19 protein-coding genes and 1 tRNA gene are annotated in these 21,230 nt (G+C 72.8%); 12 read left to right on the top strand and 8 right to left on the bottom strand.

What is annotated here, in order from left to right:
- Window positions 1-166: 166 nt before the first annotated feature.
- Window positions 167-239 (top strand) — tRNA-Arg (locus tag OG625_RS25435).
- A 523-nt stretch (window positions 240-762) separates the two neighbouring features.
- Here the strand turns inward: OG625_RS25435 and OG625_RS25430 are convergent.
- Window positions 763-1,662 carry an AfsR/SARP family transcriptional regulator gene (locus OG625_RS25430; RefSeq protein WP_329385430.1) on the bottom strand — a complete coding sequence of 300 codons (900 nt, stop codon included), beginning with the start codon at window positions 1,660-1,662 and terminating at the stop codon, window positions 763-765.
- A 207-nt stretch (window positions 1,663-1,869) separates the two neighbouring features.
- Between OG625_RS25430 and OG625_RS25425 the strand changes: the two genes are divergently transcribed.
- Window positions 1,870-4,116, top strand: a complete 2,247-nt coding sequence (locus OG625_RS25425; protein WP_329385427.1) for an MMPL family transporter — start codon at window positions 1,870-1,872, stop codon at window positions 4,114-4,116.
- Here the strand turns inward: OG625_RS25425 and OG625_RS25420 are convergent.
- Window positions 4,103-4,579: a phospholipase gene (locus OG625_RS25420; RefSeq protein WP_329385424.1), complete on the bottom strand. Its 477-nt coding sequence runs from the start codon at window positions 4,577-4,579 to the stop codon at window positions 4,103-4,105. The genes OG625_RS25425 and OG625_RS25420 overlap by 14 nt on opposite strands.
- Window positions 4,580-4,765: 186 nt before the next feature.
- Between OG625_RS25420 and OG625_RS25415 the strand changes: the two genes are divergently transcribed.
- The gene (locus OG625_RS25415) at window positions 4,766-5,284 is read left to right on the top strand and encodes a hypothetical protein (RefSeq protein WP_329385421.1); all 519 of its coding nucleotides are present in this window, start codon (window positions 4,766-4,768) and stop codon (window positions 5,282-5,284) included.
- Here OG625_RS25415 and OG625_RS25410 read toward each other — a convergent pair.
- The gene (locus tag OG625_RS25410; RefSeq protein WP_329385418.1) at window positions 5,281-6,048 is read right to left on the bottom strand and encodes an alpha/beta fold hydrolase; all 768 of its coding nucleotides are present in this window, start codon (window positions 6,046-6,048) and stop codon (window positions 5,281-5,283) included. The two genes, OG625_RS25415 and OG625_RS25410, sit on opposite strands and share 4 nt — an antisense overlap.
- 75 nt (window positions 6,049-6,123) lie before the next feature.
- Between OG625_RS25410 and OG625_RS25405 the strand changes: the two genes are divergently transcribed.
- From OG625_RS25405 to OG625_RS25380, 6 genes are all read left to right on the top strand, one after another.
- Complete coding sequence (locus OG625_RS25405) at window positions 6,124-6,825, top strand: 4'-phosphopantetheinyl transferase family protein (RefSeq protein WP_329385415.1); 702 nt, start codon at window positions 6,124-6,126, stop codon at window positions 6,823-6,825.
- Between the two features lie 27 nt (window positions 6,826-6,852).
- Window positions 6,853-7,266 (top strand): GNAT family N-acetyltransferase, encoded by a 414-nt coding sequence (locus OG625_RS25400; RefSeq protein WP_329385411.1) that lies wholly within the window; start codon window positions 6,853-6,855, stop codon window positions 7,264-7,266.
- Between the two features lie 461 nt (window positions 7,267-7,727).
- The gene (locus OG625_RS25395; RefSeq protein WP_329385408.1) at window positions 7,728-8,912 is read left to right on the top strand and encodes a S8 family peptidase; all 1,185 of its coding nucleotides are present in this window, start codon (window positions 7,728-7,730) and stop codon (window positions 8,910-8,912) included.
- A 248-nt stretch (window positions 8,913-9,160) separates the two neighbouring features.
- Window positions 9,161-10,450 (top strand): hypothetical protein, encoded by a 1,290-nt coding sequence (locus OG625_RS25390; protein ID WP_329385405.1) that lies wholly within the window; start codon window positions 9,161-9,163, stop codon window positions 10,448-10,450.
- A 118-nt stretch (window positions 10,451-10,568) separates the two neighbouring features.
- Window positions 10,569-11,603 (top strand): WxL protein peptidoglycan domain-containing protein, encoded by a 1,035-nt coding sequence (locus tag OG625_RS25385; RefSeq protein WP_329385402.1) that lies wholly within the window; start codon window positions 10,569-10,571, stop codon window positions 11,601-11,603.
- A 136-nt stretch (window positions 11,604-11,739) separates the two neighbouring features.
- Complete coding sequence (locus OG625_RS25380) at window positions 11,740-11,955, top strand: hypothetical protein (protein WP_329385399.1); 216 nt, start codon at window positions 11,740-11,742, stop codon at window positions 11,953-11,955.
- A 95-nt stretch (window positions 11,956-12,050) separates the two neighbouring features.
- On the opposite strand, the gene OG625_RS25375 is transcribed toward OG625_RS25380, so the two are convergent.
- Genes OG625_RS25375 through iolC form a run of 4 tightly spaced genes read right to left on the bottom strand, consistent with a single transcriptional unit; the run spans window position 12,051 to window position 17,460 of the window.
- Entirely contained in the window at window positions 12,051-13,550 is a 1,500-nt protein-coding gene (locus OG625_RS25375; RefSeq protein ID WP_329385396.1) for a CoA-acylating methylmalonate-semialdehyde dehydrogenase, read from the bottom strand.
- Between the two features lie 13 nt (window positions 13,551-13,563).
- Window positions 13,564-15,432 carry a 3D-(3,5/4)-trihydroxycyclohexane-1,2-dione acylhydrolase (decyclizing) gene (gene iolD, locus OG625_RS25370; RefSeq protein ID WP_329385392.1) on the bottom strand — a complete coding sequence of 623 codons (1,869 nt, stop codon included), beginning with the start codon at window positions 15,430-15,432 and terminating at the stop codon, window positions 13,564-13,566.
- A complete protein-coding gene (gene iolB, locus OG625_RS25365; RefSeq protein ID WP_329390938.1) occupies window positions 15,429-16,472 on the bottom strand; it encodes a 5-deoxy-glucuronate isomerase in 1,044 nt (347 codons plus the stop codon). Before iolB ends, iolD begins: the two co-directional genes overlap by 4 nt.
- A 7-nt stretch (window positions 16,473-16,479) precedes the next feature.
- Window positions 16,480-17,460: a 5-dehydro-2-deoxygluconokinase gene (gene iolC, locus OG625_RS25360; protein ID WP_329385387.1), complete on the bottom strand. Its 981-nt coding sequence runs from the start codon at window positions 17,458-17,460 to the stop codon at window positions 16,480-16,482.
- Window positions 17,461-17,485: 25 nt separating this feature from the next.
- Between iolC and OG625_RS25355 the strand changes: the two genes are divergently transcribed.
- The 3 genes from OG625_RS25355 to OG625_RS25345 all read left to right on the top strand — a co-directional run bounded on the left by OG625_RS25355 (window position 17,486) and on the right by OG625_RS25345 (window position 19,921).
- A complete protein-coding gene (locus OG625_RS25355) occupies window positions 17,486-18,400 on the top strand; it encodes a sugar phosphate isomerase/epimerase family protein (protein ID WP_329385384.1) in 915 nt (304 codons plus the stop codon).
- A gap of 20 nt (window positions 18,401-18,420) precedes the next feature.
- Window positions 18,421-19,431 (top strand): Gfo/Idh/MocA family protein, encoded by a 1,011-nt coding sequence (locus OG625_RS25350; RefSeq protein WP_329385380.1) that lies wholly within the window; start codon window positions 18,421-18,423, stop codon window positions 19,429-19,431.
- A 289-nt stretch (window positions 19,432-19,720) separates the two neighbouring features.
- On the top strand, window positions 19,721-19,921 hold the full coding sequence (locus tag OG625_RS25345) for a helix-turn-helix transcriptional regulator (protein WP_329385379.1): 201 nt from the start codon (window positions 19,721-19,723) through the stop codon (window positions 19,919-19,921).
- A gap of 37 nt (window positions 19,922-19,958) precedes the next feature.
- Here the strand turns inward: OG625_RS25345 and OG625_RS25340 are convergent, their stop codons facing one another.
- Window positions 19,959-21,170 (bottom strand): cation:proton antiporter, encoded by a 1,212-nt coding sequence (locus OG625_RS25340; protein WP_329390936.1) that lies wholly within the window; start codon window positions 21,168-21,170, stop codon window positions 19,959-19,961.
- Between the last annotated feature and the right edge of the window lie 60 nt (window positions 21,171-21,230).

Here is a 21,230-nt window from a genome sequence, read left to right as displayed (position 1 = left end):
ACACCCAGGGCGCCGCGGCGCAAAAGCGGTGCGAGAATCGCACCTGCCTGCGATTATCGGGACCGCTTCACCGAACCTACACATCGTGGCACGCGGGTGAAGCAACCGGGACAAGGCAACCGGAGCCCTATCCTTGACCCGGCACGGCCCACCGCGGCCACTTCCGGCCCCCGTAGCTCAGTGGATAGAGCAGGTGCCTTCTAAGCACTTGGCCGCAGGTTCGAGTCCTGCCGGGGGCACTTCCTGTCCACCATCCCGAGGACTCTCTCCCGGGAGGGTTTCCGCGCAGGTCAGCGGCACTTTAGCGCGACTTCCGTAGCGGTGACATAAACCCCGTCACCACCCCTTCACCACTCCTTGCCGAGGCGTCGGCAGTCCGGCCGCACCCGGCTTCGGACGGTTCTTGCCGGCTGTTCGGGCAGCTCCTGCGGGCCTTCGATGCGCTTCTGCAGATAGACCGGCCGGCCAGTGACACAGCGGGCATAAGCAGCGAGCAAGCCAGGGGCGCAATTGCCCGCCCGAGCGGGCACCCGGGCAGGCGGGACTCCATTGTTCGGCCCGGCCGTCAGGCAGGTGCGCCGCAGGTCTTACACGCGCTTGCCGACGGACGACCCGAATTCATGCTCGTCCGATTACGGCCTCGCGGGCACTGCTCCAGACGCGCCGCGCGGCGACCGGAAGATGATCGCCTGGCTCGAACTCGCGCCCCGACACTCCGCTCGGTCGCACACGGCCGGTCACCACGACGCCCATCCCCCGAACCTATGTGCCCGGCAGGCCGAACGGGGCGTGGCCGTCCAGGCGCAGGGCCGGCATCACCATCAGCTGCGGGTCCTGCCGCAGCAGGAGCGCGTGGAGGGACCGCAGGGCCGGGCCGGGCTCGGCGCCGAGTTCCTCCACGACCCGGGCGCGCTGGGCGGCGTACGTCGCCAAGGCCTCGTTCCCGCGGTCCGAGCGGTAGAGGGCGAGCATCAGGAGCCACAGGAACCGCTCCCTCAACGGGTACTTGTGCACCGCGTAGTGCAGGTAAGGGACGGCGTTGCGGTGCCTGCCCAGGTCCAGTTCCAGTTCGGCGCGCACCTCCATGTCCGCGAGGAAGCGCTCCTGGCGGTAGAGCCGCTCGCGGTCCAGCATGGGACCTTCGAGTCCTTCGGCCAGGGGCCCCGTGGACATCGTGCGGGCCTCTTCCAGCAGCTCGGCCGCCCGGACGAGGTCGCCGTCGCGGGTGGCGGCCAGGCCGGCCGCCGCCAGCTGTTCGTAGGCGTACAGGTCCACTTCGCAGTGGCCGACGTCCATCCGGTAGCCGCTCCCCGACCACTCCAGGCGGACACCCGGGCCCCCGCCCTCCCCGCCCTCCCCGCCCTCGCCGGCCGCGAGCAGGGCGCGCAGGCCCGAGACGTATTTCTGGATCAGGTTCTTCGCGTACGCCGGGCAGTCCTCGCCCCACAGCGACTCGACCAGCTGATCGACGCCCGTCTCCAGGCCGGGCCTGAGCAACAGCACGGCGAGCAGGGCGCGCTGCCGGGGCGGTCCCAGCTCCAGCACCGTCGCACCGCGGGTGACCCGCAGCGGCCCCAGAAGCCGGAAGCACAGTGCTGAGCCGCCCGGTCCGTCGCCCTCGGAGTCGCGGAAGCCGCGCTCGCGCAACAGCACACCAGACATCGTTTCCCCCCGACCGAAACCCCCGGCAGGCCATCAGGCCGCCGGGTCGCCAGGCTAGGCATTACCGGCAGGTTCTACCGGTCGCCGTCCGGCCGTTGAGATCCCGGACGGTCAGCGATCGTTCCAGCGGCTGGTCAAGCCCTCTCCCCGAAGGTGAAGCGGGGCCCGTCCCTCCACTCCCCTTCCCCTTCGTTCGGAGAGCAGCACATGCCGCGTACAGACCGGTCCGACCGTCCCCTTCTGCAGCGCTGGGGGCGGGTGGCCGCCCGCCGGGCCCGGCTGTTGACCCTGGCGGGCGTCGCACTCGCCGTACTGGGGCTGGTCCTGGCCGCCGGCACCATGGACCGGCTGGTCCTGAGCCGGTTCGAGAGCCCCGGCTCCGAGTCGGTGGCCACCCGGGCCGTCCTGGAGCGGGAGTTCGGGACGGGCACGCCCGGTGTGCTGCTGATGGTCACGGCCACGCGGGGCACCGTCGACGAAGCCGCCGTCGCCGCCGAGGGCCGCGCCCTGGAGCAGGAGTTGGCCGGGCGGGACGGGGTGGCCGAGGTCTTCTCGTACTGGTCGCGCGACAACACGCCGACCATGCGCGGCGAGGACGGCAAGCAGGCCCTGATCATCGCCCGGCTGTCGGGGACGGTGACCGAGGCCCGAACCAGGCTGGCCGGCCTCTCCCCCGACTTCACCCGGGACGGATCCGGTCCGGGCTCCGTGGTGAAGGTTCGGGTCGGCGGCGGGGACGAGGTGTTCCGGCAGGCCGCCGAACAGGCCCGCAAGGACTTCCTGCGGGCGGAGGCGATCGTCGTTCCGCTCGTGCTGCTCCTGCTGTTCGCCGTCTACCGCCGGTTCTCGGCCGCCCTGCTCACCCTCGGCATGGGCCTGTTCTCGGTGATCACCTCACTGGCGCTGCTGCGCGGTGTCACCCTCGTCACCGACGTGTCGACCTTCGCCGCCAACCTGGCGCTGGTGATGGGCATCGGACTCGGCGTCGACTACAGCCTCTTCGTCATCGACCGCTTCCGCGAGGAGCTGCGGGCCGGCCGGTCCGTACCCGAGGCCGTCGAGAGGGCCGTCGCCCGGGCGGGCCGCACCGTCGCCTTCAGCGGGCTGACCGTGGTCCTCTCGCTGTCCGCCCTGCTGCTCTTCCCCTTCCCCTTCCTGCGTTCGTTCGCGTACGCCGGTATCACCACGGTCCTGACCTCGGTCCTCGCGGCGCTGGTGATCCTGCCCGCCGCGCTGGCCCGCCTCGGCCACCGGATCGCCCGCAAGGGCGACACCGCCCGCCCCGCGCGGGGCTGGTGGCACGGCACCGCCCTGCGCATGATGCGCCGGCCGCTGCTGTACGGGATCCCGGCGCTGGTGGTGCTGCTGGGGCTGGCCGCACCGGCGCTGGGGCTCTCCTTCGGCGTTCCGGACGAGCGGGTGCTGCCGCGGGACGTCTCCAGCCGGGTCGTGCAGCAGGAGATCCGGGACAATTTCGCCGCCGAGGAGATGGACGCGATCCAGGTCCTGCGGCCCAGCCCGACGGGCGCAGGGACGAACACGGCGGAGATCGAGGCCACGGCCCTGGCCCTGTCCCGGATCGCCGAGGTCCACCAGGTCGACGCGCTCACCGGCTCGTACGCCGACGGGCGCAGGATCACCGAGCCGAACGGCCACTCCGAACGGTTCTCGGGCGGGCGGGGCACCTGGTTCTCCGTGGTCGCCACCCATCGCGGACTCGACCGGGACGTCGACCGGGTGCTCTCGGAGATCCGTACGACGGCCCCGGGAACGACGATCGGCGGCTACCCCGCAGAACTTCGCGACTTCCGCACGGTGTTGGTCGACCGGGTGCCGCTGGTCCTCGGGCTGATCCTGGTGACCACTCTCCTGGTCCTGTTCCTGATGACCGGCAGCGTGCTGCTTCCGGTGAAGGCCGTGCTGCTGAACATCCTGAGCATGGGGGTGATGTTCGGGGTCCTCGTACTGGTCTTCCAGGAGGGGCACTTGTCGGGCCCGCTCGGCTTCACCGCGAGCGGTTCGATCGAGCCCAGCATCCCCATCCTGATGTTCTGCACCGCCTTCGGCCTCTCGATGGACTACGAGGTCTTCATGCTGGCGCGGATCAAGGAGGAGTACGACCGCACGGGCGACAACACGGGCGCGGTCGCCGCCGGCCTGGAGCGCGGCGGCCCGCTGATCACCGCGGCGGCGGTCGTCCTCGCGGCGTCGTTCGCCGCGTACGCCTCGTCCGGGATCGTCTTCCTCAAGATGCTCGGCATCGGCATGGTGGTGGTGGTCCTCGTCGACGCCACCCTGATCAGGGCGGTCCTCGTACCGGTGTCCATGCGGCTCGCCGGCCGGGCCAACTGGTGGGCCCCGAAACCGCTGCGCGCCCTGCACGACCGGTTCGGCATCTCCGAGGAGCCGGGGTCGGGCCGGAGCGCCGGGGCCGAGCCCCTCACTCTCCGGTGAGGAGTCCGGTGCCGGGGATCCCGAAGCCCTTGACGGCCTGGTAGTAGAGCCACGCGGTGCTGTCGCAGGAGGCCTTGCGGGCGCCCGCGTACCGGTCGCAGACCCGTCCGAGGTCGGCGTGGAAGGCGTCGTCCAGGCGGGCCTTGGCGGCCGGGAACAGGCCTGCCGCGCGGTGGTTGCGGTAGCCGAAGTCGTGGCGGGCGCAGGCCGTCGCGAAGGGGAAGCCGAAGGGCTCCTCGGGGGCGCCGGTGCAGTGGTCCGTCGACCAGTCGAAGGCGTACGAGTCCCACGCGCTCCGGTTCTCGCGGGCCCGGGCCCACTCCTGCTGGCTGGCGGCGCCGGTCTGCGTCCAGCGGCTCAGCACCTGCGGCTTGTCGGCCGGCACCTCCGGGGCCGCCACGGCCGACGGGGCGAGGGCGAGCACCGCGACGGCGGCGGCGAGAAGGGGGGCGAAGCGGCGCATGGCGTTCCTCGGAGGTGGGGGGAGGTGACTACGGGTCTCCCCCGGCCAACTGCTCCGGGCTCCGTCCGGTTACTTCCTGATCCGGCTCCCTCTCAGGTATGACGCCGTATGGGACCTGCGGCAGGGGAATCGATTGGTCCTGGGGAGGGACGCGCGAGAGGGGTCCCTCCGCCGAGACTGAAAGGCATGAAACGCCGCCCGCTCGTCATCGCCGCCGCCACCGTGGGAGTCCTCGCCACCGCCGCCTTCGCGCTGCCCAATCTCCCGCCCAACCCCCTGTCCGACACGATCGACGACCGCGTGTTCAAGGAGAAGGGCAAGAGGTTCGCCACCGCCGCCGAGGCTCCGACGCGCGGGAACCAGGCGTTCGTTTTGCCCTCGTGGATACCCAAGGACGCCACCGACGTCCGCATACGGGTGCGCACCGACGGCAACGCCCGGCTGATCCGGTTCAACCTCGGGGAGATCCCGCTCGACGGCCCGCAGTGCACGGCGGGCACGCCGCACCGGATCGAGGATCCGGAGCTGGGCGCCAGGTGGTGGCCGGGGCGTATCCGGGCCGAGGTGCGGCCCGAGTGCCGGGACCGGTTCCAGTACCAGGTCGCGGTGCGCGGCAAGCGCGTCTACGCCTGGACCGACGGCACCCCGTCCCCGGGCGCGGGGCAGCACTCCGGCGCCCCGGCAGCCCCGGCGAGCGCGCGCTAGTCCCTGGCCAGGATCGTGGCGGTGGCTTCGGCGAACGCGTCCGGGTTGTCCAGCATGATGTTGTGCCCGCAGTCGGGCACGGCCAGCACGGTGACGCCCGCGGCCTCCAGGGCCTCGGCGCCGGGGAGCGGGCCGTCGGCCTCGGGCAGCAGGTAGCCGCGCGGGATCTTCAGCTCCAACAGCAGTTCCCGCATGGTGGGCATGGTGCCCGCGGCGAGGTGGACGGCGGTGCGGTAGAGCGCGGTCCGGCCGGCGAGCCGCATCGTGGACCACCAGTGCGCGCCGACCCGGTCGCGGACCTCCGCCCAGCCGCCCGCGAGGAACTCCTCCTCGGTGTAGCCGGCGATGCGGCTACTGCCGGCGGCGGGGACGGGTGGCGCCGGATCCAGGTTGGCGTCGACGAGCACCAGCCGGGAGACCAGGTGGGGGTGGCGGGAGGCGAGCACGATGGCGACGGCCCCGCCCATGCTGTGCGCGATCAGCTCGGCGCCTTCCACGCCGGCCGCGACGAGGGCTGCGGCCAGTGCGTCGGCGTGCGCTTCGAGGGTGTAGTCGAAGTCCTCGGGCCGGTCGCTGTGCCCGTGGCCCAGCAGGTCGACCAGCAGGGAACGGCGTCCGGCCAGCAGCGGATGCGTGGCGCTCGCCGCGTAGTAGGCGGGCGAGGTGGATCCGAGCCCGTGCACGTACACGCGCGCCGGTTTCTCCCCGGCGAGCTCGACCCACCGGATCCTGTCATCTCCCGCCGTCACGACTGCACTTCGCACGCTGCTCCCCCTCCGGACGATCACTCGGGGGTCAGCCTAACCAGCCGTCCGACCACGTCGTCTAGTCTCGGGCGGGTGACCGATTACGTGAACCAGCTCGGCGGCGACGCACTGCGGACCGGACCGCTCCCCGAGGGCGCGGCGGTGGCGGTGTGGGCCCTGGACACCGGGCTGGACGTGGTCGGCGGGATCGCGGTCGCCGAGGCGGCGCGAGTGCTCGACGCGGGCGAGCTGAAGCAGGCCGGGCTGAAGCACCGGCCCGCCGACCGGCACCGGTACACGGCCTCGCACATCGGGCTGCGGGTGCTGCTCGGCGGCCACTTGGGGGTGGCTCCGGCGGAGGTCGTCCTGGTCCGGGAGGACTGCCCGAGCTGCGCCGGCCCGCACGGCCGGCCCGCTGTGGCCGGCGGCGGGGTGCACTTCTCCCTCTCGCACAGCGGCGACGTGGCGTACGTCGCGCTCGCCCCGCAGCCGGTCGGCGTCGACATCGAGGAGTACCCGAGCGCGCAGGCGGTGGCCGACGTACTGGGCAACCTGCACCCGAGGGAGACCGCCGAACTGACCGCCCTCCCGGAGGCGGACCGCCGGTCCGCGCTGGCCCGCGTCTGGTCCCGCAAGGAGGCCTGCCTGAAGGGCATCGGCACCGGGATCGCCCTCGGCATCGACGAGCCGTACGTCGGCTCCGGCCCCACCCCGGCCGCCGTCCCGGACTGGCTCCTGACGGACCTCCCGGCTCCGACCGGCTACGCGGCCGCCCTCGCGGTGCGCGACGCATAGGGCCCACCCGCCGTTATCGTGGCCGCCATGGACATCCGCCGGGCCGTCACCGCCACCGAACTCACCGCCGCCGAGTCCCTGTTCGACGGACCGGCCCACCCCGAGTGGTCGGAGCGGTTCCTCGCCGCCCAGGGCCACCTGATGCTCATCGCGTACGTGGATGGCGTGCCCGCCGGCATGGTCTCGGGCGTGGAGATGACCCACCCCGACAAGGGCACCGAGATGTGCCTGTACGAACTCTCCGTGGACGAGGGCTACCGCCGCCGCGGCATCGGCCGGGCGCTGACGCTCGCGCTGGCCGACGAGGCGAAGGCGCGCGGCTGTTACGGCATGTGGGTGGGCGTGGACACCGACAACGAGGCAGCCCTGGCCACCTACGACTCCGCCGCCGCCGTGGACGAAGGCACCTTCACCATGCGCGGCTGGCCCCTCACCCCCTAAAACACCTCCACACCCACCATCCCAAACGGGGCCGAGGCATCCCCACCGCCCCGAACCGGACCGGGCATACGCCGAGGCATCCCCGCAGGCCCGAACCGGACCGGGCATGCACCGGGGCATCCCCGCAGGCCCAAACAGGGCCGGGCATGCGCCAGGCCGACACCCGCAGGCCCGGACGGGGCCGGGTGTGTGTCGGGGCGTCCCCGCAGGGCGTCGAACGCACCCCCCTCGGCCCACCGACCCCTGGCACCGTTCGACGCCCGAGGAGACGCCCCGGCGCGCGCCCGGCCCCGGCCGGGCCGGCCCACGCGCACCGGCCCCGCCCCAGCCGGGCCGGCCCGCGCGCACCCAGCCCCGCCCCGGAAGGCGCGGCCCGGCCCTACCCCCCGCGGCGGCGTGTCGTGCCGCCAGTCGGCGCACCCTCCGCGCGCCCGCCCCGCCGCTCGCCGAGCATCGGCGGCATGACCGCATTCGCCGCACTCCTGCCGGCCGCCGCGCTCCTCGCGGCCGCCACCACGGCCACCGCCCCGACGCCGCACTCCGACGCCACCGACGCCGAAGCCCCCACCGCCGCCTACGTCGTCGTCCTCAAGGACGCCACCTCCCGCGCCCCCACCCACGCCCTGGCCGCCGAGGCGGCGGACGCCGGGGACGAGGTCGGGGCCGTCTACGACACCGCTCTGAACGGCTTCGCCGTCCGCACCACCCCCTCCCGCGCCGCGACCCTGGCCGCCGACCCCCGGGTGGCTTCGGTGGAACCGGACACCGAGTTCCGCATCTCCGACACACAGCCGCGCACACAGCCGCAGCCCCCCTGGCCGCTGGACCGGATCGACCAGCGCGACCTCCCGCTCGACGGCTCGTACACGTACGCCACGAAGGCGGAGGGCGTCACCGCGTACGTCCTGGACACCGGGATCAACGTCCGCCACCAGGAGTTCGGCGGCCGCGCCCGCAGCGGCTACAACGCGGTGTTCCTGGAGAGCTCCGGCGACTGCAACGGCCACGGCACGCACGTCGCGGGGACGCTCGGCGGGCAGACGTACGGGGTCGCGAAGGGCGTCTCCCTCGTCTCCGTGAAGGTGGCCAACTGCCGGGGTTCCGGGAGTCTTTCGGGCATCCTCAAGGGCATCGACTGGATGGTGAAGGACGCCGCCCGCAACCCGGCCACCCCGGCGGTGGCCAACATGAGCATGGGCGGCACCCGCAGCCACGCCCTCGACGGGGCGGTGATCCGCGCCGTCGCCTCCGGGATCACCTTCACCGCGGCCGCCGGCAACGCCGGCGAGGACGCCTGCTCCGGCTCCCCCGCCGCGGTCCCCGAGGCGCTCACGGTCGGCGCGAGCGACTCCGGAGACCGCTGGGCGCGGTTCTCCAACCACGGCCCCTGCGTGGACCTCGCCGCGCCGGGCGTGGCCGTCGTCTCGGCCTGGAAGGGCTCCCCCACCGCCGCGGCGCGCGCCTCCGGCACCTCGATGGCGGCCCCGCACGCGGCGGGCGTGGCCGCGCTGATCCTGGCGGGCGGGGTGGCGAGGACCCCGGCGCAGGTCTCCCAGGCCCTGCTGCGCTCGGCCGTCACGGACCACCTCGGCGAACTCCCGCCCGGCACCCCGAACCTGCTCCTGCACGCTCCGACCGACCGCTAGACGCCAGACCGCCAGACCGCCAGACCGCAGGAGACCCGGGGGAGGCCGGACCGCCACCCCGACCGGTCGGTATCCGATGGGCCATCAGACTCTCCCTGATGGCCCATCAATTTCTGTGTGCTTCCTGCGAAAACAAGTCATTGACTTCTCATCACGGCGACGCGTCAATATCGGCCACCGCACCGGCTCGACCTCCCCCACACAGCGGGTGGGGGGAGGGGTTCGTCTGACGAAGGAGTCGCGACCCAGTGAGTACAACGTTCCGACGAAGAGTTCTGGCCGGGGCGGGCGCGTTGTCCCTGGCCCTGACCGGTGGCGTCGTGGGTCTGGCGGGGACGGCTCACGCCGCGACCAAGACCACGCCCATCTTTGTGGATTGCGACGCCCCCGCGCCGCAGTCCGACGCATCCGGCACCCAGAACTTCACGGTCACCCTCCCGGACGGCGCCAAGGCCGGGGACACCGTCCCGATCACGATCGACCCGGGCACCAGCCCGCTCATACCCGCCTTCGCGGTGACCACGGTGAACACCACCAAGATCGCCCTGGTCGTCGGCGCGGGGCTCCAGACAGTGACCGGTGCCCCCGAGACGGTCACCGTCCAGCCGGGCGTGCCGCTCGACCCGGGTCCCGTCGTGGGCACGATCAAGGTCCCGGACGGCACCGAGGGCACCACGGTCGACGTCAGGATCGACCAGATGGTCACCGACGCCAACCTCGGCGGTTCGGTCTTCACGACCATCTGCACCCCGAACCCGCGTCCCAGCGCCGTCGTCGGCTCGGTCGCGGTCGAGGCCCTGCCCAAGGACCCGGTCACCACGAAGCTGACGCCCAACAGCGGCGAGGCGGGCACCCCCGTCGTCGTCACGGGCGCCAACTTCGCGGCCGGGCCCGTCACCTGCTCCGCCCTGCTCGCGGGCGCGGCGACCGGTGACGCCGGAACCGGCTCGGCGGACGCCTCCGGCGTGGCCACCTGCAACCTCACGGTCACCAAGAAGGCCGACGCCATCAAGATCGACGGTGCGACCACGTCCAAGTCCTTCTCCTACATCGAGAAGGCGGTCGGGGTCCAGAACCCGGTCGACGTCGAGGTCCTGCCCGGACCGCTGGCCCTCGGCCCGAAGGACGGCCAGCCGGCAGTCAACTTCGGCTCGGTCACCATCAACGGCAAGTCCCAGTCGCTGACCGGCGTGTTCAACGCCGCGACCGTCCAGGACTTCCGCGGTGGCTCGCTCGGCTGGGACCTGACGGCGACCCGTACGCCGTTCCTGAACACGACGACCGGCCACTCCATGGCGAAGGCGCAGATCGGCATCCAGCCGTCCTGCACGGTCACCAACCCGGACAGCCCGAGCACCTGCACCGCGGGCGCGCCCGGCGCGATCACCGACGTCCCGCTGAAGATCGCCTCGCAGAACGCCGGCGGGGACGAGCTGACCGGTGGCGAGTTCGCCGTCGGCGGCGCCGGGATGATCCAGCTCCCGCCGTTCATGTTCGCCGACACCTACCAGTCGGTGGTCACCTTCTCCATCGCGTAACCCGTACGGGTACGCGTACCCGAACCCGTACCCGTACGGCCTGCTCCGTCCAGGGTGGTGCGGCGCTCCGGCGCCGCACCACCCCTTCCCCGTCTCCGCGCCGACTGGAGAACCTCCCATGCGCACCCGCACCTCCCCGTACGGTCTGCTCCTCGGCCTGCTGCTGGGCGTGGGCCTGCTCCCCGCCACGGCCGCGACCGCGACCGCCGCGGACAACGGCACCTGGGGGGTCTTCCCCACACCCGCCGCCGGTGCGGCGATGACCGACCGCGCCTACTTCTTCCACCAGGGCCCGGCCGGGACCTCCGTCGGCGACAGCGTCACGATCCTGAACTCCTCCGACAAGGAGCTGACGTTCCAGGTCTTCGCCACCGACGCCGTGAACACCCCCTCGGGCGGCGCCTTCGCACTGCTGCCCGTGGAGACGAAGCCCAAGGACGTCGGCACGTGGATCGCGCTGCCGCCCGAGACGGCGTCCACCGTCACCGTGCCCGCCAAGGGCCGCAAGGACATCCCGTTCACCGTGAAGGTCCCGGAGGACGCGACGCCCGGCGACCACGTCGGCGGGATCGTCGCCCTGAACACCGCCGTGGAGGGCGTGCAGCAGGACGGCAAGGTCCAGGTCGGGGTGAAGCGCTCGGTGGGCGCCCGGCTGTACCTCCGGGTGCCGGGGCCGCTGACGCCCGGGCTGAGCGTGGAGGACGTGAAGGTCGAGCGGTCGGCGCCGCTGCTGCCCTGGGTCAAGGACGCCCACGCCGCGATCACGTACACGCTGGTCAACCGGGGCAACGTGGTCGTCGACCCCCGCGTGACGGTGTCCGCCGAGGGCCTGTTCGGGCGTGAGGTGCTGGACCGGCCGGCCCGGGAGCTGAAGCTGGCGCTGCTTCCCGGCCAGCGGATCGAGCTGACCGAACCGTGGCCGGACGCCCCCCAGTCGGACTGGGTGACCGTCAGGATCACCGCCGGTGCGGCGGCCCACCCCGAGCTGGTGTCGAAGTCCGAGACGGACTTCATCGCCGTCCCCTGGCCCGCCCTGGGGCTTTTCCTGGTGCTCCTCGGCGCCTTGACGGTCTTCCTGGTGCTGCGGCGCCGCCGCCGCCTCGAAACGGAGGAACAGCCGGATTCCGAACGGGACTTGGCTCAGACACACTGACCCGCGCGGGCGTCCCCCGGTGACGGCATCCGGCCATCACCGACACGGGGAGCCACACAGGCGATGGACCAGGACCACAGCGACACCCGGCCCGCCACAAACCGCAGCTCCGGCCCCGGCCCCCATCACGGTGGACGTGGTCGCCGACACGACCCGGCCCCCGCACGGGATCGCGTACCTCCTGCCCGGCGGCGGCCTGAACTTCGCGGCGGACTTCGCGGCCGCGCCCGGGACGTCACCGCCGAGTGGGGTCTCCCGGCGCACCACCGCAACCTGGCCCGGGTGGTGGGCGCGCTGGACTCCGTGCTGCGGCTGCCGTACCAGTACGGACGTCTGGTCGCTGCTGCCCTGACGGACCGGCATGACGGACCGGCCTGCCGGAAACGGACTCGCCCCCCGCGGTGAGGGTTGCGGGGGGCGAGTGGTCCTACGGGGGTCGGTGGCCGGTCAGTGGTTGCGGGGGAAGCCCAGGTCCACGCCCGCCGGGGCGTCGGCCGGGTCCGGCCAGCGGGTCGTGACGACCTTGCCGCGGGTGTAGAAGTGGATGCCGTCGTTGCCGTAGATGTGGTGGTCGCCGAAGAGCGAGTCCTTCCAGCCACCGAAGGAGTGGTAGCCCACCGGCACCGGGATCGGCACGTTGACGCCGACCATGCCCGCCTCGATCTCCAGCTGGAAGCGGCGGGCCGCGCCGCCGTCGCGGGTGAAGATCGCGGTGCCGTTGCCGAACGGCGAGGCGTTGATGAGGGCCACGCCCTCCTCGTAGGTCTCCGTGCGCAGGACGCAGAGCACCGGGCCGAAGATCTCGTCGCGGTAGGCGTCGGAGTCGGTCCGCACGTTGTCGAGCAGGGACAGGCCGATCCAGTGGCCGTTCTCGTTGCCCTCCACCGTGTAGCCGGTGCCGTCCAGGACCACGTCGGCGCCCTGGGCGGCCGCGCCCTTCACGTACGAGGCGACCTTGTCGCGGTGGGCGGCCGTGATCAGCGGGCCCATCTCGGAGGTCGGGTCGTTGCCGGGGCCGATCTTGATCTTCTCGGCGCGCTCGCGGATCTTGTCGACGAGGGTGTCGGCGATGGCGCCGACGGCCACGACGGCGGAGATCGCCATGCAGCGCTCGCCGGCCGAGCCGTAGGCCGCGGAGACCGCCGCGTCGGCGGCCGCGTCCAGGTCGGCGTCCGGCAGCACCAGCATGTGGTTCTTGGCGCCGCCCAGCGCCTGTACGCGCTTGCCGTTGGCGGAGGCGGTGGTGTGGATGTGGCGGGCGATCGGGGTCGAGCCCACGAAGGAGACGGCCGCGATGTCGGGGTGCGCCAGCAGCGCGTCGACGGCGACCTTGTCACCGTGGACGACGTTCAGCACGCCCGCCGGCAGCCCGGCCTCGGTGGCCAGCTCGGCCAGCTTGAGGGAGGCCGAGGGGTCCTTCTCGCTCGGCTTGAGGATGAAGGTGTTTCCGCAGGCCACGGCCAGCGGGAACATCCACATCGGCACCATCGCCGGGAAGTTGAACGGGGTGATGCCGGCGACGACGCCCAGCGGCTGGCGGATCGAGGAGACGTCCACGCGGTTGGACACCGACGTCGACAGCTCGCCCTTGAGCTGCGTGGTGATCCCGCAGGCCAGCTCGACGATCTCCAGGCCCCGGGCGACCTCGCCCAGCGCGTCCGAGTGCACCTTGCCGTGCTCTGCGGTGATCAGCTCGGCGATGGCGTCGCGGTTGGCGTCCAGCAGCGCGCGGTAGGCGAAGAGCACCTTGGTGCGGGCGGCCAGTGAGGACTGGCCCCAGCTCAGGTACGCCTCCTTCGCGACCTGTACCGCCGCGTCGACCTCTTCGGCCGAGGCGAGCGCGACCTGCGTGGTGACCTCGCCGGTGGCCGGGTCGGTGACCGGGCCGTAGTTGCCCGACGCGCCCTCGACGGTCTTGCCACCGATCCAGTGGTTGACGGTCTTCATCCCTTTTGCTCCTTCACAGATGGCGACGTCGCTGAGCGGCTTGCCGGTCGTACTCTTCACGGGCCTGGGCCGCCTCTTTGCGGTTCGCGGTCTCGGCCACAGGAACATCCCACCACGCCTGTGCGGGGGGCGGGCCCGACACAGTGTCGGGCGTTCGGGTCTGTACGTAGACACATGTGGGACAGGTTGCCGAGCGCGCGACGGTCAGGGCTTCACGCAGGTCACGCACCGTGCCGGCGCGGATCACTGCCATCCCGAGGGAGCCCGCGTTGGCCGCGATGTCCACCGGAAGGGGTTCTCCACTGTACGAGCCGTCGGGCGCCCGGAAGCGGTACGCGGCGGCGAACCCCTCGCCGCCCACGGCCCCCGAGAGCCCCCCGATGGACGCGTACCCGTGGTTGTCGAGGACCACCAGCTTGATCGGAACGCCCTCCTGCACGGCCGTCACGATCTCGGTCGGGTTCATCAGGTACGTGCCGTCGCCGACCAGCGCCCACACCGGGCGGCCGGGCGCGGCCAGGGCCACCCCGATCGCGGCCGGGATCTCGTAGCCCATGCAGGAGTACCCGTACTCCAGGTGGTACTGGTCGGTCGAGCGGGCCCGCCACAGCTTGTGCAGGTCCCCGGGGAGCGAGCCGGCGGCGTTGACGAGGACGTCGCTCGCGTCGACCAGCGAGTCGAGCACCCCGAGCACCTGCGCCTGCGTGGGCGGCAGCTCCTCGTCGGTGGCGGCCCAGGCGGCGTCGACCCGCCGCTCCCACTCCCGCTTCCCCTCCCCGTACGCGGCCGCGTACGCGGGATCCACCCGGTACCCGGCGACCGCCCCGCGCAGTTCGTCCAGGCCCTCAAGGGCATCGGCGACCAGCGGCAGGGCGGCCAGCTTGTGGGCGTCGTAGGGGTCGAGGTTGAGGCCGAGGAACCGGACGGCCGGGTTCTGGAAGAGGGTCGCGGAGGCCGTGGTGAAGTCCGTCAGCCGGGTCCCGGCCGCGATCACCAGGTCGGCCTCGCGGGCCAGCCCGTTGGCGGTGGCCGTGCCCGTGTGCCCGATCCCGCCGACCTCGGCCGGGTGGTCGTACGGGAGCACGCCCTTGCCCGCCTGGGTCGTGGCCACGGGGATCCCGGTGGCCCCGGCGAACTCCGCCAGCACGGCCCCCGCCCCGCTGTGCCGGATCCCGCCGCCCGCGACGATCAGGGGCCGCGCGGAGCCCCGTACGGCGGCCGCGGCGGCGGCGAGCTCGGCGCGGTCGGGCCGGGGCCGGCGTACGCCCCACACCCGCTCGGCGAAGAACTCCTCGGGCCAGTCGTACGCCTCGGCCTGCACGTCCTGCGGCAGCGCGAGGGTGACGGCGCCGGTGCGCACCGGGTCGGTGAGCACCCGCATGGCCTGCAGGGCGGCCGGGATCAGCGCTTCGGGGCGGGTGATCCGGTCGAAGTAGCGGGAGACGGGCCGCAGGGTGTCGTTGACGGTGACGTCCCCCGCCTCCGGAACCTCCAGCTGCTGCAGCACGGGATCGGCGGGGCGGGTCGCGAAGGTGTCCCCGGGCAGCAGGAGCACCGGAATGCGGTTGATGGTCGCTCCGGCCGCGCCGGTGACGAGGTTGGTGGCACCGGGCCCGATGGAGGTGGTCACGGCATGGGCCGACAGCCGCCCGCTCTGCCGGGCGTACCCGACGGCGGCGTGCACCATGGCCTGTTCGTTGCGCCCCTGGAAGAAGGGCATGTCCCGCGCGCCGGTCTCCAGCAGCGCCTGCCCGATCCCGGCGACGTTCCCGTGCCCGAAGATCCCCCAGGTGGCGGCGATCAGCCGGTGCCGCCGGCCGTCGCGCTCGGCGTACTGCCGGCTGAGGAACCGTACGAGCGCCTGGGCGACGGTGAGCCTCATCGGTTCTCCTCCTCTGCTGCGGGGAAGGGCAGCCGGGGGTCGGTGTCCTGCCCGTCCCAGCTGCCGCGGATCCAGGCGTGGTCGGGGTGGTCCCGGATCAGCCACTCCCGGGGCTCGCCGGGCGGCCCGGCCATCACGTTCAGGTAGTACATGTCGTGCCCCGGGGCGGCGATGGACGGCCCGTGCCAGCCGTCGGGGATCAGCACGGCGTCCCCGCTCCTCACTTCGGCCAGGATGTCGGTCTTCCCCGCCGGGGAGGGCGTGACGCGCTGGTAGCCGACCCCGGGGGTGTCCCCGTGAGGGGCGATCTCGAAGTAGTAGATCTCCTCCAGCCGGGACTCCTCGCCGGGGGCGGGCGTGTCGTGCTTGTGGGGCGGGTACGAGGACCAGTTCCCGCCGGGGGTGAGCACCTCGACGGCGATGAGCCGGTCGGCGGGGAAGGCGTGCGCCGCGCCGAAGTTGTTGACCTGGCGGGAGCAATTCCCGGCCCCGCGGAGCTCTACGGGCACGCTCTCGGCCGCCCCGTACCGCGCGGGCAGCCGCCGCTCGCACCGGGCCCCCGCGAGCGCGAACCGCCCTCCTTGGGCCGCCTCGATCTCAACGCGGCCATCGCGCGGCACATAGACGAAGTCACTGACGGCGTCGAACACCCCTGTCCGCCCCCGCAGTTCGAACACCTGCGGCGCCGCTGCGGGGGCTCCGCCCCCGAACCCCCGCGCCTCAAACGCCGGCGAGGCTGGATTTGGCCGATGCCGTCCCTCGGCTGAGGCCCGGTTACTCCCGCCTGGCGCACCGGCCGACCCCGGCCGGGACGAATCCAGCCCCTCCGGCGTTTGAGGAGCGGGGTCCGGGGCGGAGCCCCGGTCTCGCGGCCCCGGCGCACCATCCGGCCCCGCCGCACCACCAGGCCCCGGAGCATCCGCGCAGCGGACCCGGCACCCACCCCGCAACGGCAGCACGATCCACTCCGCGTCCCCGCACTCGTGCGCGTACACCTCCCCCGGAGCCAGCTCCAGCACCACCAGCCGCGTCCACTCCATCCCCCACTCAGACACCACCGGCACGCCCCAACACCTCCTCGACCTCCACCGCGAACGGCATCGCCGTGGAACACGCCAGGCGCGAGGCCACAATGGCCCCCGCCGCGTTCGCGTACCGCATGACCGCCTCCAGCGGCCACCCCGCCAGCAGCCCGTGGCACAGCGCCCCGCCGAACGCGTCGCCCGCCCCCAGCCCGTTCACCACCTCCACCGGCACCGGCGGCACCTCCGCCACCGTCCCGTCGCGGTGCACCGCGAGCACGCCCTCCGGGCCCCGCTTGACCACCGCCAGCTCCACGCCGGAGGCGATCAGCGCCCGCGCCGCCGCCCACGGCTCCGACCGCCCCGTGGCGATCTCGCACTCCTCCGGGTTCCCGACGGCCACCGTCGCCGCCGCCAACGCCCGCTCGTAGTACGGCTCCGGCTTCTCCCGCCACAGCATCGGCCGCCAGTCCAGGTCGAACACCGTCGTCCCCCTCCGGGAACGGGATTCCAGCGCCGCCAGCGTCGCCGCCCGCGAGGGCTCCTCGCTCAGCCCCGTCCCGGTCATCCAGAACACCCGCGCGGCCCGCACCGCCGCCAGGTCCACCTCCCCCACCTCGATCTCCAGGTCGGGCGCCTTCGGCAGCCGGTAGAAGTACAGCGGGAACCGGTCCGGCGGGAAGACCTCGCAGAAGGTGATCGGCGTGGGGACCCCGGCGACCTCCTCCACCCACCGGTCGTCGACCCCGAACCCCCGCAGCTCCGCACGCAGATACGCGCCGAAGGGGTCCGCCCCGGTGCGGGTGATGACCGCCGCCCGCCGCCCCAGCCGGGCCGCCGCGACGGCCACGTTGGTCGGGGAGCCGCCGAGGAACTTGCCGAAGGTGTCCACCTCGGCCAGTGATACCCCGGTCGTCAACGGGTAGAGATCCACCCCGATCCGGCCCATCGTGATCAGGTCGAACTCCAACGGATCGCCGGTCCCGGTCACTGTCAGTCCTCCCACTCGTCCTCCACCTAAGGTGGCCGCTATGACGTCCTCCCCGCCCGCGTTGACCCGTATCCGTGTCGGTTCGGCTCCGGACTCCTGGGGTGTCTGGTTTCCCGACGACCCGCGGCAGACCCCCTGGGAGCGCTTCCTCGACGAGGTCGCGGACGCCGGGTACGAGTGGATCGAGCTCGGCCCGTACGGCTATCTGCCCACCGACCCCGCCCACCTCGCCGAGGAGACCGCGAAGCGCGGGCTGCGGGTCTCGGCCGGCACCGTCTTCACCGGACTCCATCACGGCCCCGCCGTGTGGGAGGACACCTGGGCGCACGTGTCGCGGATCGCGGCGCTGACGCAGGCCATGGGCGCGGCGCACCTCGTGGTCATCCCCTCCTTCTGGCGGGACGACAAGACCGGCGAGGTGTTGGAGGACCGCACCCTGACCCCCGGCCAATGGCGCGAACTGGCCTCCCAGACCGAGCGCCTGGGCCGGGAGGTCCGGGAGCGGTACGGGCTGCGGATCGTCGTCCATCCGCACGCGGACACCCACATCGACACCCCGGACAACGTGGCGCGCTTCCTGGACGCCACCGACCCGGACCTGGTCTCCCTCTGCCTGGACACGGGGCACTACGCGTACTGCGGCGGCGACAGCGTCGAGGCGATCGAGGCCTTCGCCGAGCGGATCGGCTACCTCCACCTCAAGCAGGTGGACCCGAGGATCCTCGCCGAAGTCGTGGCGCGGGAGCTGCCCTTCGGGCCGGCCGTGGGCCGCGGGGTGATGTGCGAACCGCCCTCGGGGGTGCCCGCGCTGGAGCCGGTACTGGCCGCCGCCCAGCGGCTCGGCGTGGACCTCTTCGCCATCGTCGAGCAGGACATGTACCCCTGTCCGCCCGACCGGCCGCTGCCGATCGCCCGCCGTACCCGCGACTACCTGCGCTCCTGCGGCGCCCGCTGACTCCCCGGAGGAGAGAGACCATGAGCACGCTCGGCATCGCCGTCATCGGCACGGGCAAGATGGGCGCCGACCACGTCCGCCGGATCGGACGGACCGTCGGCGGGGCCCGGGTGGTGGCCGTGGCCGATCCGGACGGGGACCGGGTCAAGGAGATCGCGGGCGCCCTGCACGGGGCGAGCGCGCACACCGACCCGGCGGCCGCGATAGCCGCCCCCGGGGTCCGGGCCGTGCTGATCGCCTCCCCCGGGCCCGCCCACGAGGAAGCGATCCTGCTCGCCCTGGAACGGGAGCTGCCCGTGCTGTGCGAGAAGCCGCTGACCCCGGATCCGGCGGGGGCCCTGCGGGTGCTGGAGGCCGAACAGCGCGTGGGCCGCAAGCTCGTCCAGGTGGGTTTCATGCGGCGGTTCGACGCCGAGTACGAGCGGCTGAAGGAGCTGCTGGACTCGGGCGGGATCGGGCGGCCCCTCTTCCTGCACTGCCGGCACCGCAACGCCGCCTCACCGTCGTTCTTCACCAGCGACATGCTGATCAGCGATTCGGTGGTGCACGAGGTGGACGCGGCCCGCTGGCTGCTGGGGCAGGAGATCACGGCCGTCACGGTGCTCTCCCCGCGGCCCACGGCGGCCGCCCCGGAGGGGCTGCGCGATCCCCGGCTGGTGCTGCTGGAGACCTCGGGCGGGGCCGTGGTCGACGTGGAGATCTTCGTGAACTGCGGTTTCGGCTACCAGGTGCAGTGCGAGGCGGTCGGCGAGTCGGGCAGCGCCCGGATCGGGGACGGCCACGCGATGGTGGTGCAGTCGGCGGGCCGCTGGGGCGGCGAGATCGACCAGGACTTCACGGTGCGGTTCGCCGACGCCTACGACCGCCAGCTGCGCCGCTGGGTGGCCGCGGCCGCGCGCGGCCGGGTGGCGGGGCCCGACGCCTGGGACGGGTACGCGGCGGCGGCCGTCTCGGAGGCGGGACTGGCGGCCGCGCGTGGCGGCGTACGGACCGAGGTGGAACTGGCGGAACGGCCCCCGCTGTACCGCTGACCTGACCGCTGACGCGGAAGCCGACGCCGACGCCGACGCGGACCGCAGGCGGCTCCCCGGCGGGCCGCTCCACCCCAGACCCCTGTGCCGCATCCGTCACAGGGGTCTCCCTCCTGTCACGCATGTCCGCGTTACGCGGGTCTTCCGTCACAGGGGTTCGACAGCCCCTCCCCTGACTTCGCTCCCCGTCGTTCCCCGGGCACAACGCGAGTGATCGTCAGTGTCCACGCGCCGGCTCCCCCGACGGCCTCCCGGCCGGCCCTGCGGCGTGGACAAGGAGGTGTCTGGGATGAGCGACCGACAGTTGTGGTCGTACAAGGAGATCGCGGCCCACATCCGGGTCCAGCCGGACACCGTGCGCTCCTACCGCAAGCACGGGCTCCTCCCCCCGCCCGACCAGGTGCAGGGGGGCAAGCCCTACTGGTACGCCGACACCGTCCGCGCGTGGGTGGCCCGTCGGCCCCGCAACCGGGGGCGCCGCGAGGACTGAGCGGCCTACCGGACGAGCGGGGCCCGCCCGGCCCCGCTCACCAGGACTCCTCGCCGCCGACGCGGGTTCCTTCCTTGGCCCGTACGCGGTCCCGTAGCCGCAGCCCCACCAGCGGGAACACCAGTACCGACAGCATTCCGGCCCCCACCAGCGCGGCGGCCTCCCCCGGGTCGACCGCCCCGTCCTCCACCCCGAGCGTGGTGATCGCCACCACCAGCGGCAGTGCGGTGGAGCCGAACAGCACCAGCGCCGACCGGTCCTTGCGGTCCAGGTCCTTCGGGGCCAGCACCCAGATCGGCAGCCCGCGCACCACCAGGAACAGCAGCAGGAACAGCGGCAGCAGCAGGAGCTCCCGTCCGCCCGCGAGCAGTGCCTCGAGGTCGAACTCGACGCCGGTGACGACGAAGAACACCGGCACAAGGAAGCCGAAGCCCATGGCCTCCACCTTCGACAGCACGGTCCCGCTGCTCTCCGGGGCGGCCCCCTGCAGCACGAGCCGGGTGATGAGCCCGGCCGCGAAGGCCCCGAGGAGGATGTCGAGGCCGAGTACCTGGGCCAGCGCCAGCATCGACACCAGCAGCAGGACCACCAGCCGCACCGCGAACTGCGCGCTGCTGTGCAGGGTCTTGGCGATGACGTTGCCGAACCAGGGCGGCTTGGGGCGCAGCGACCAGAAGACCGCTGCCGCCGTCATGGCCGCGAAGACGGCCAGCAGCACCGCCGACTGAGCCGGGGCCCGCCCGCTGAGCAGCAGGGCCATGGCGATGATCGGCCCGAACTCGCCGATCGCGCCCATCGCCATCATCACGGAGCCGAACCTGCTCTGGAGGTCTCCGGCGTCCCTCAGTACGGGCAGGATCGCGCCCAGTGCGGTGCTGGTGAGCGCGGTGCCGACGTAGACGCCCTTGCCGAAGCCGCCCCCGTTGGCGAGCAGGGTCCCGATGCCGAGGCCCAGTGCGAGGGCGATCAGCCAGGCCCACACCGACCTCTTGAGGGTGTCCCCCTTGACCCGGTCGAATTCGAGCTCGTAGCCGGCCAGGAAGATCAGCATCGCGAGGCCGAGGTCGCTCAGTACGTCGACCACCTCGCCGGTGTGTACCCATCCGAGGACGTCGGGGCCGAGCAGGATCCCCAGCAGGATTTCGAAGATCACCAGCGGTACGGCCAGCCAGCGCGAGATCCCGTAGGCGAGCAGGGGCGCGAGTACGGCCGCGGCCATGATCAGGACGAGGCTCCCCGAGTGATCCATAACCGCCATTTACGTACAGTTCGCCCATACCGGCCAGTTTTGCCAACACGAGGCTCGCAT

The sequence above is a fragment of the Streptomyces sp. NBC_01351 genome (genome assembly GCF_036237315.1).
GTDB lineage: Bacteria > Actinomycetota > Actinomycetes > Streptomycetales > Streptomycetaceae > Streptomyces.
This window is presented reverse-complemented; position numbering and strand designations above follow the sequence as displayed.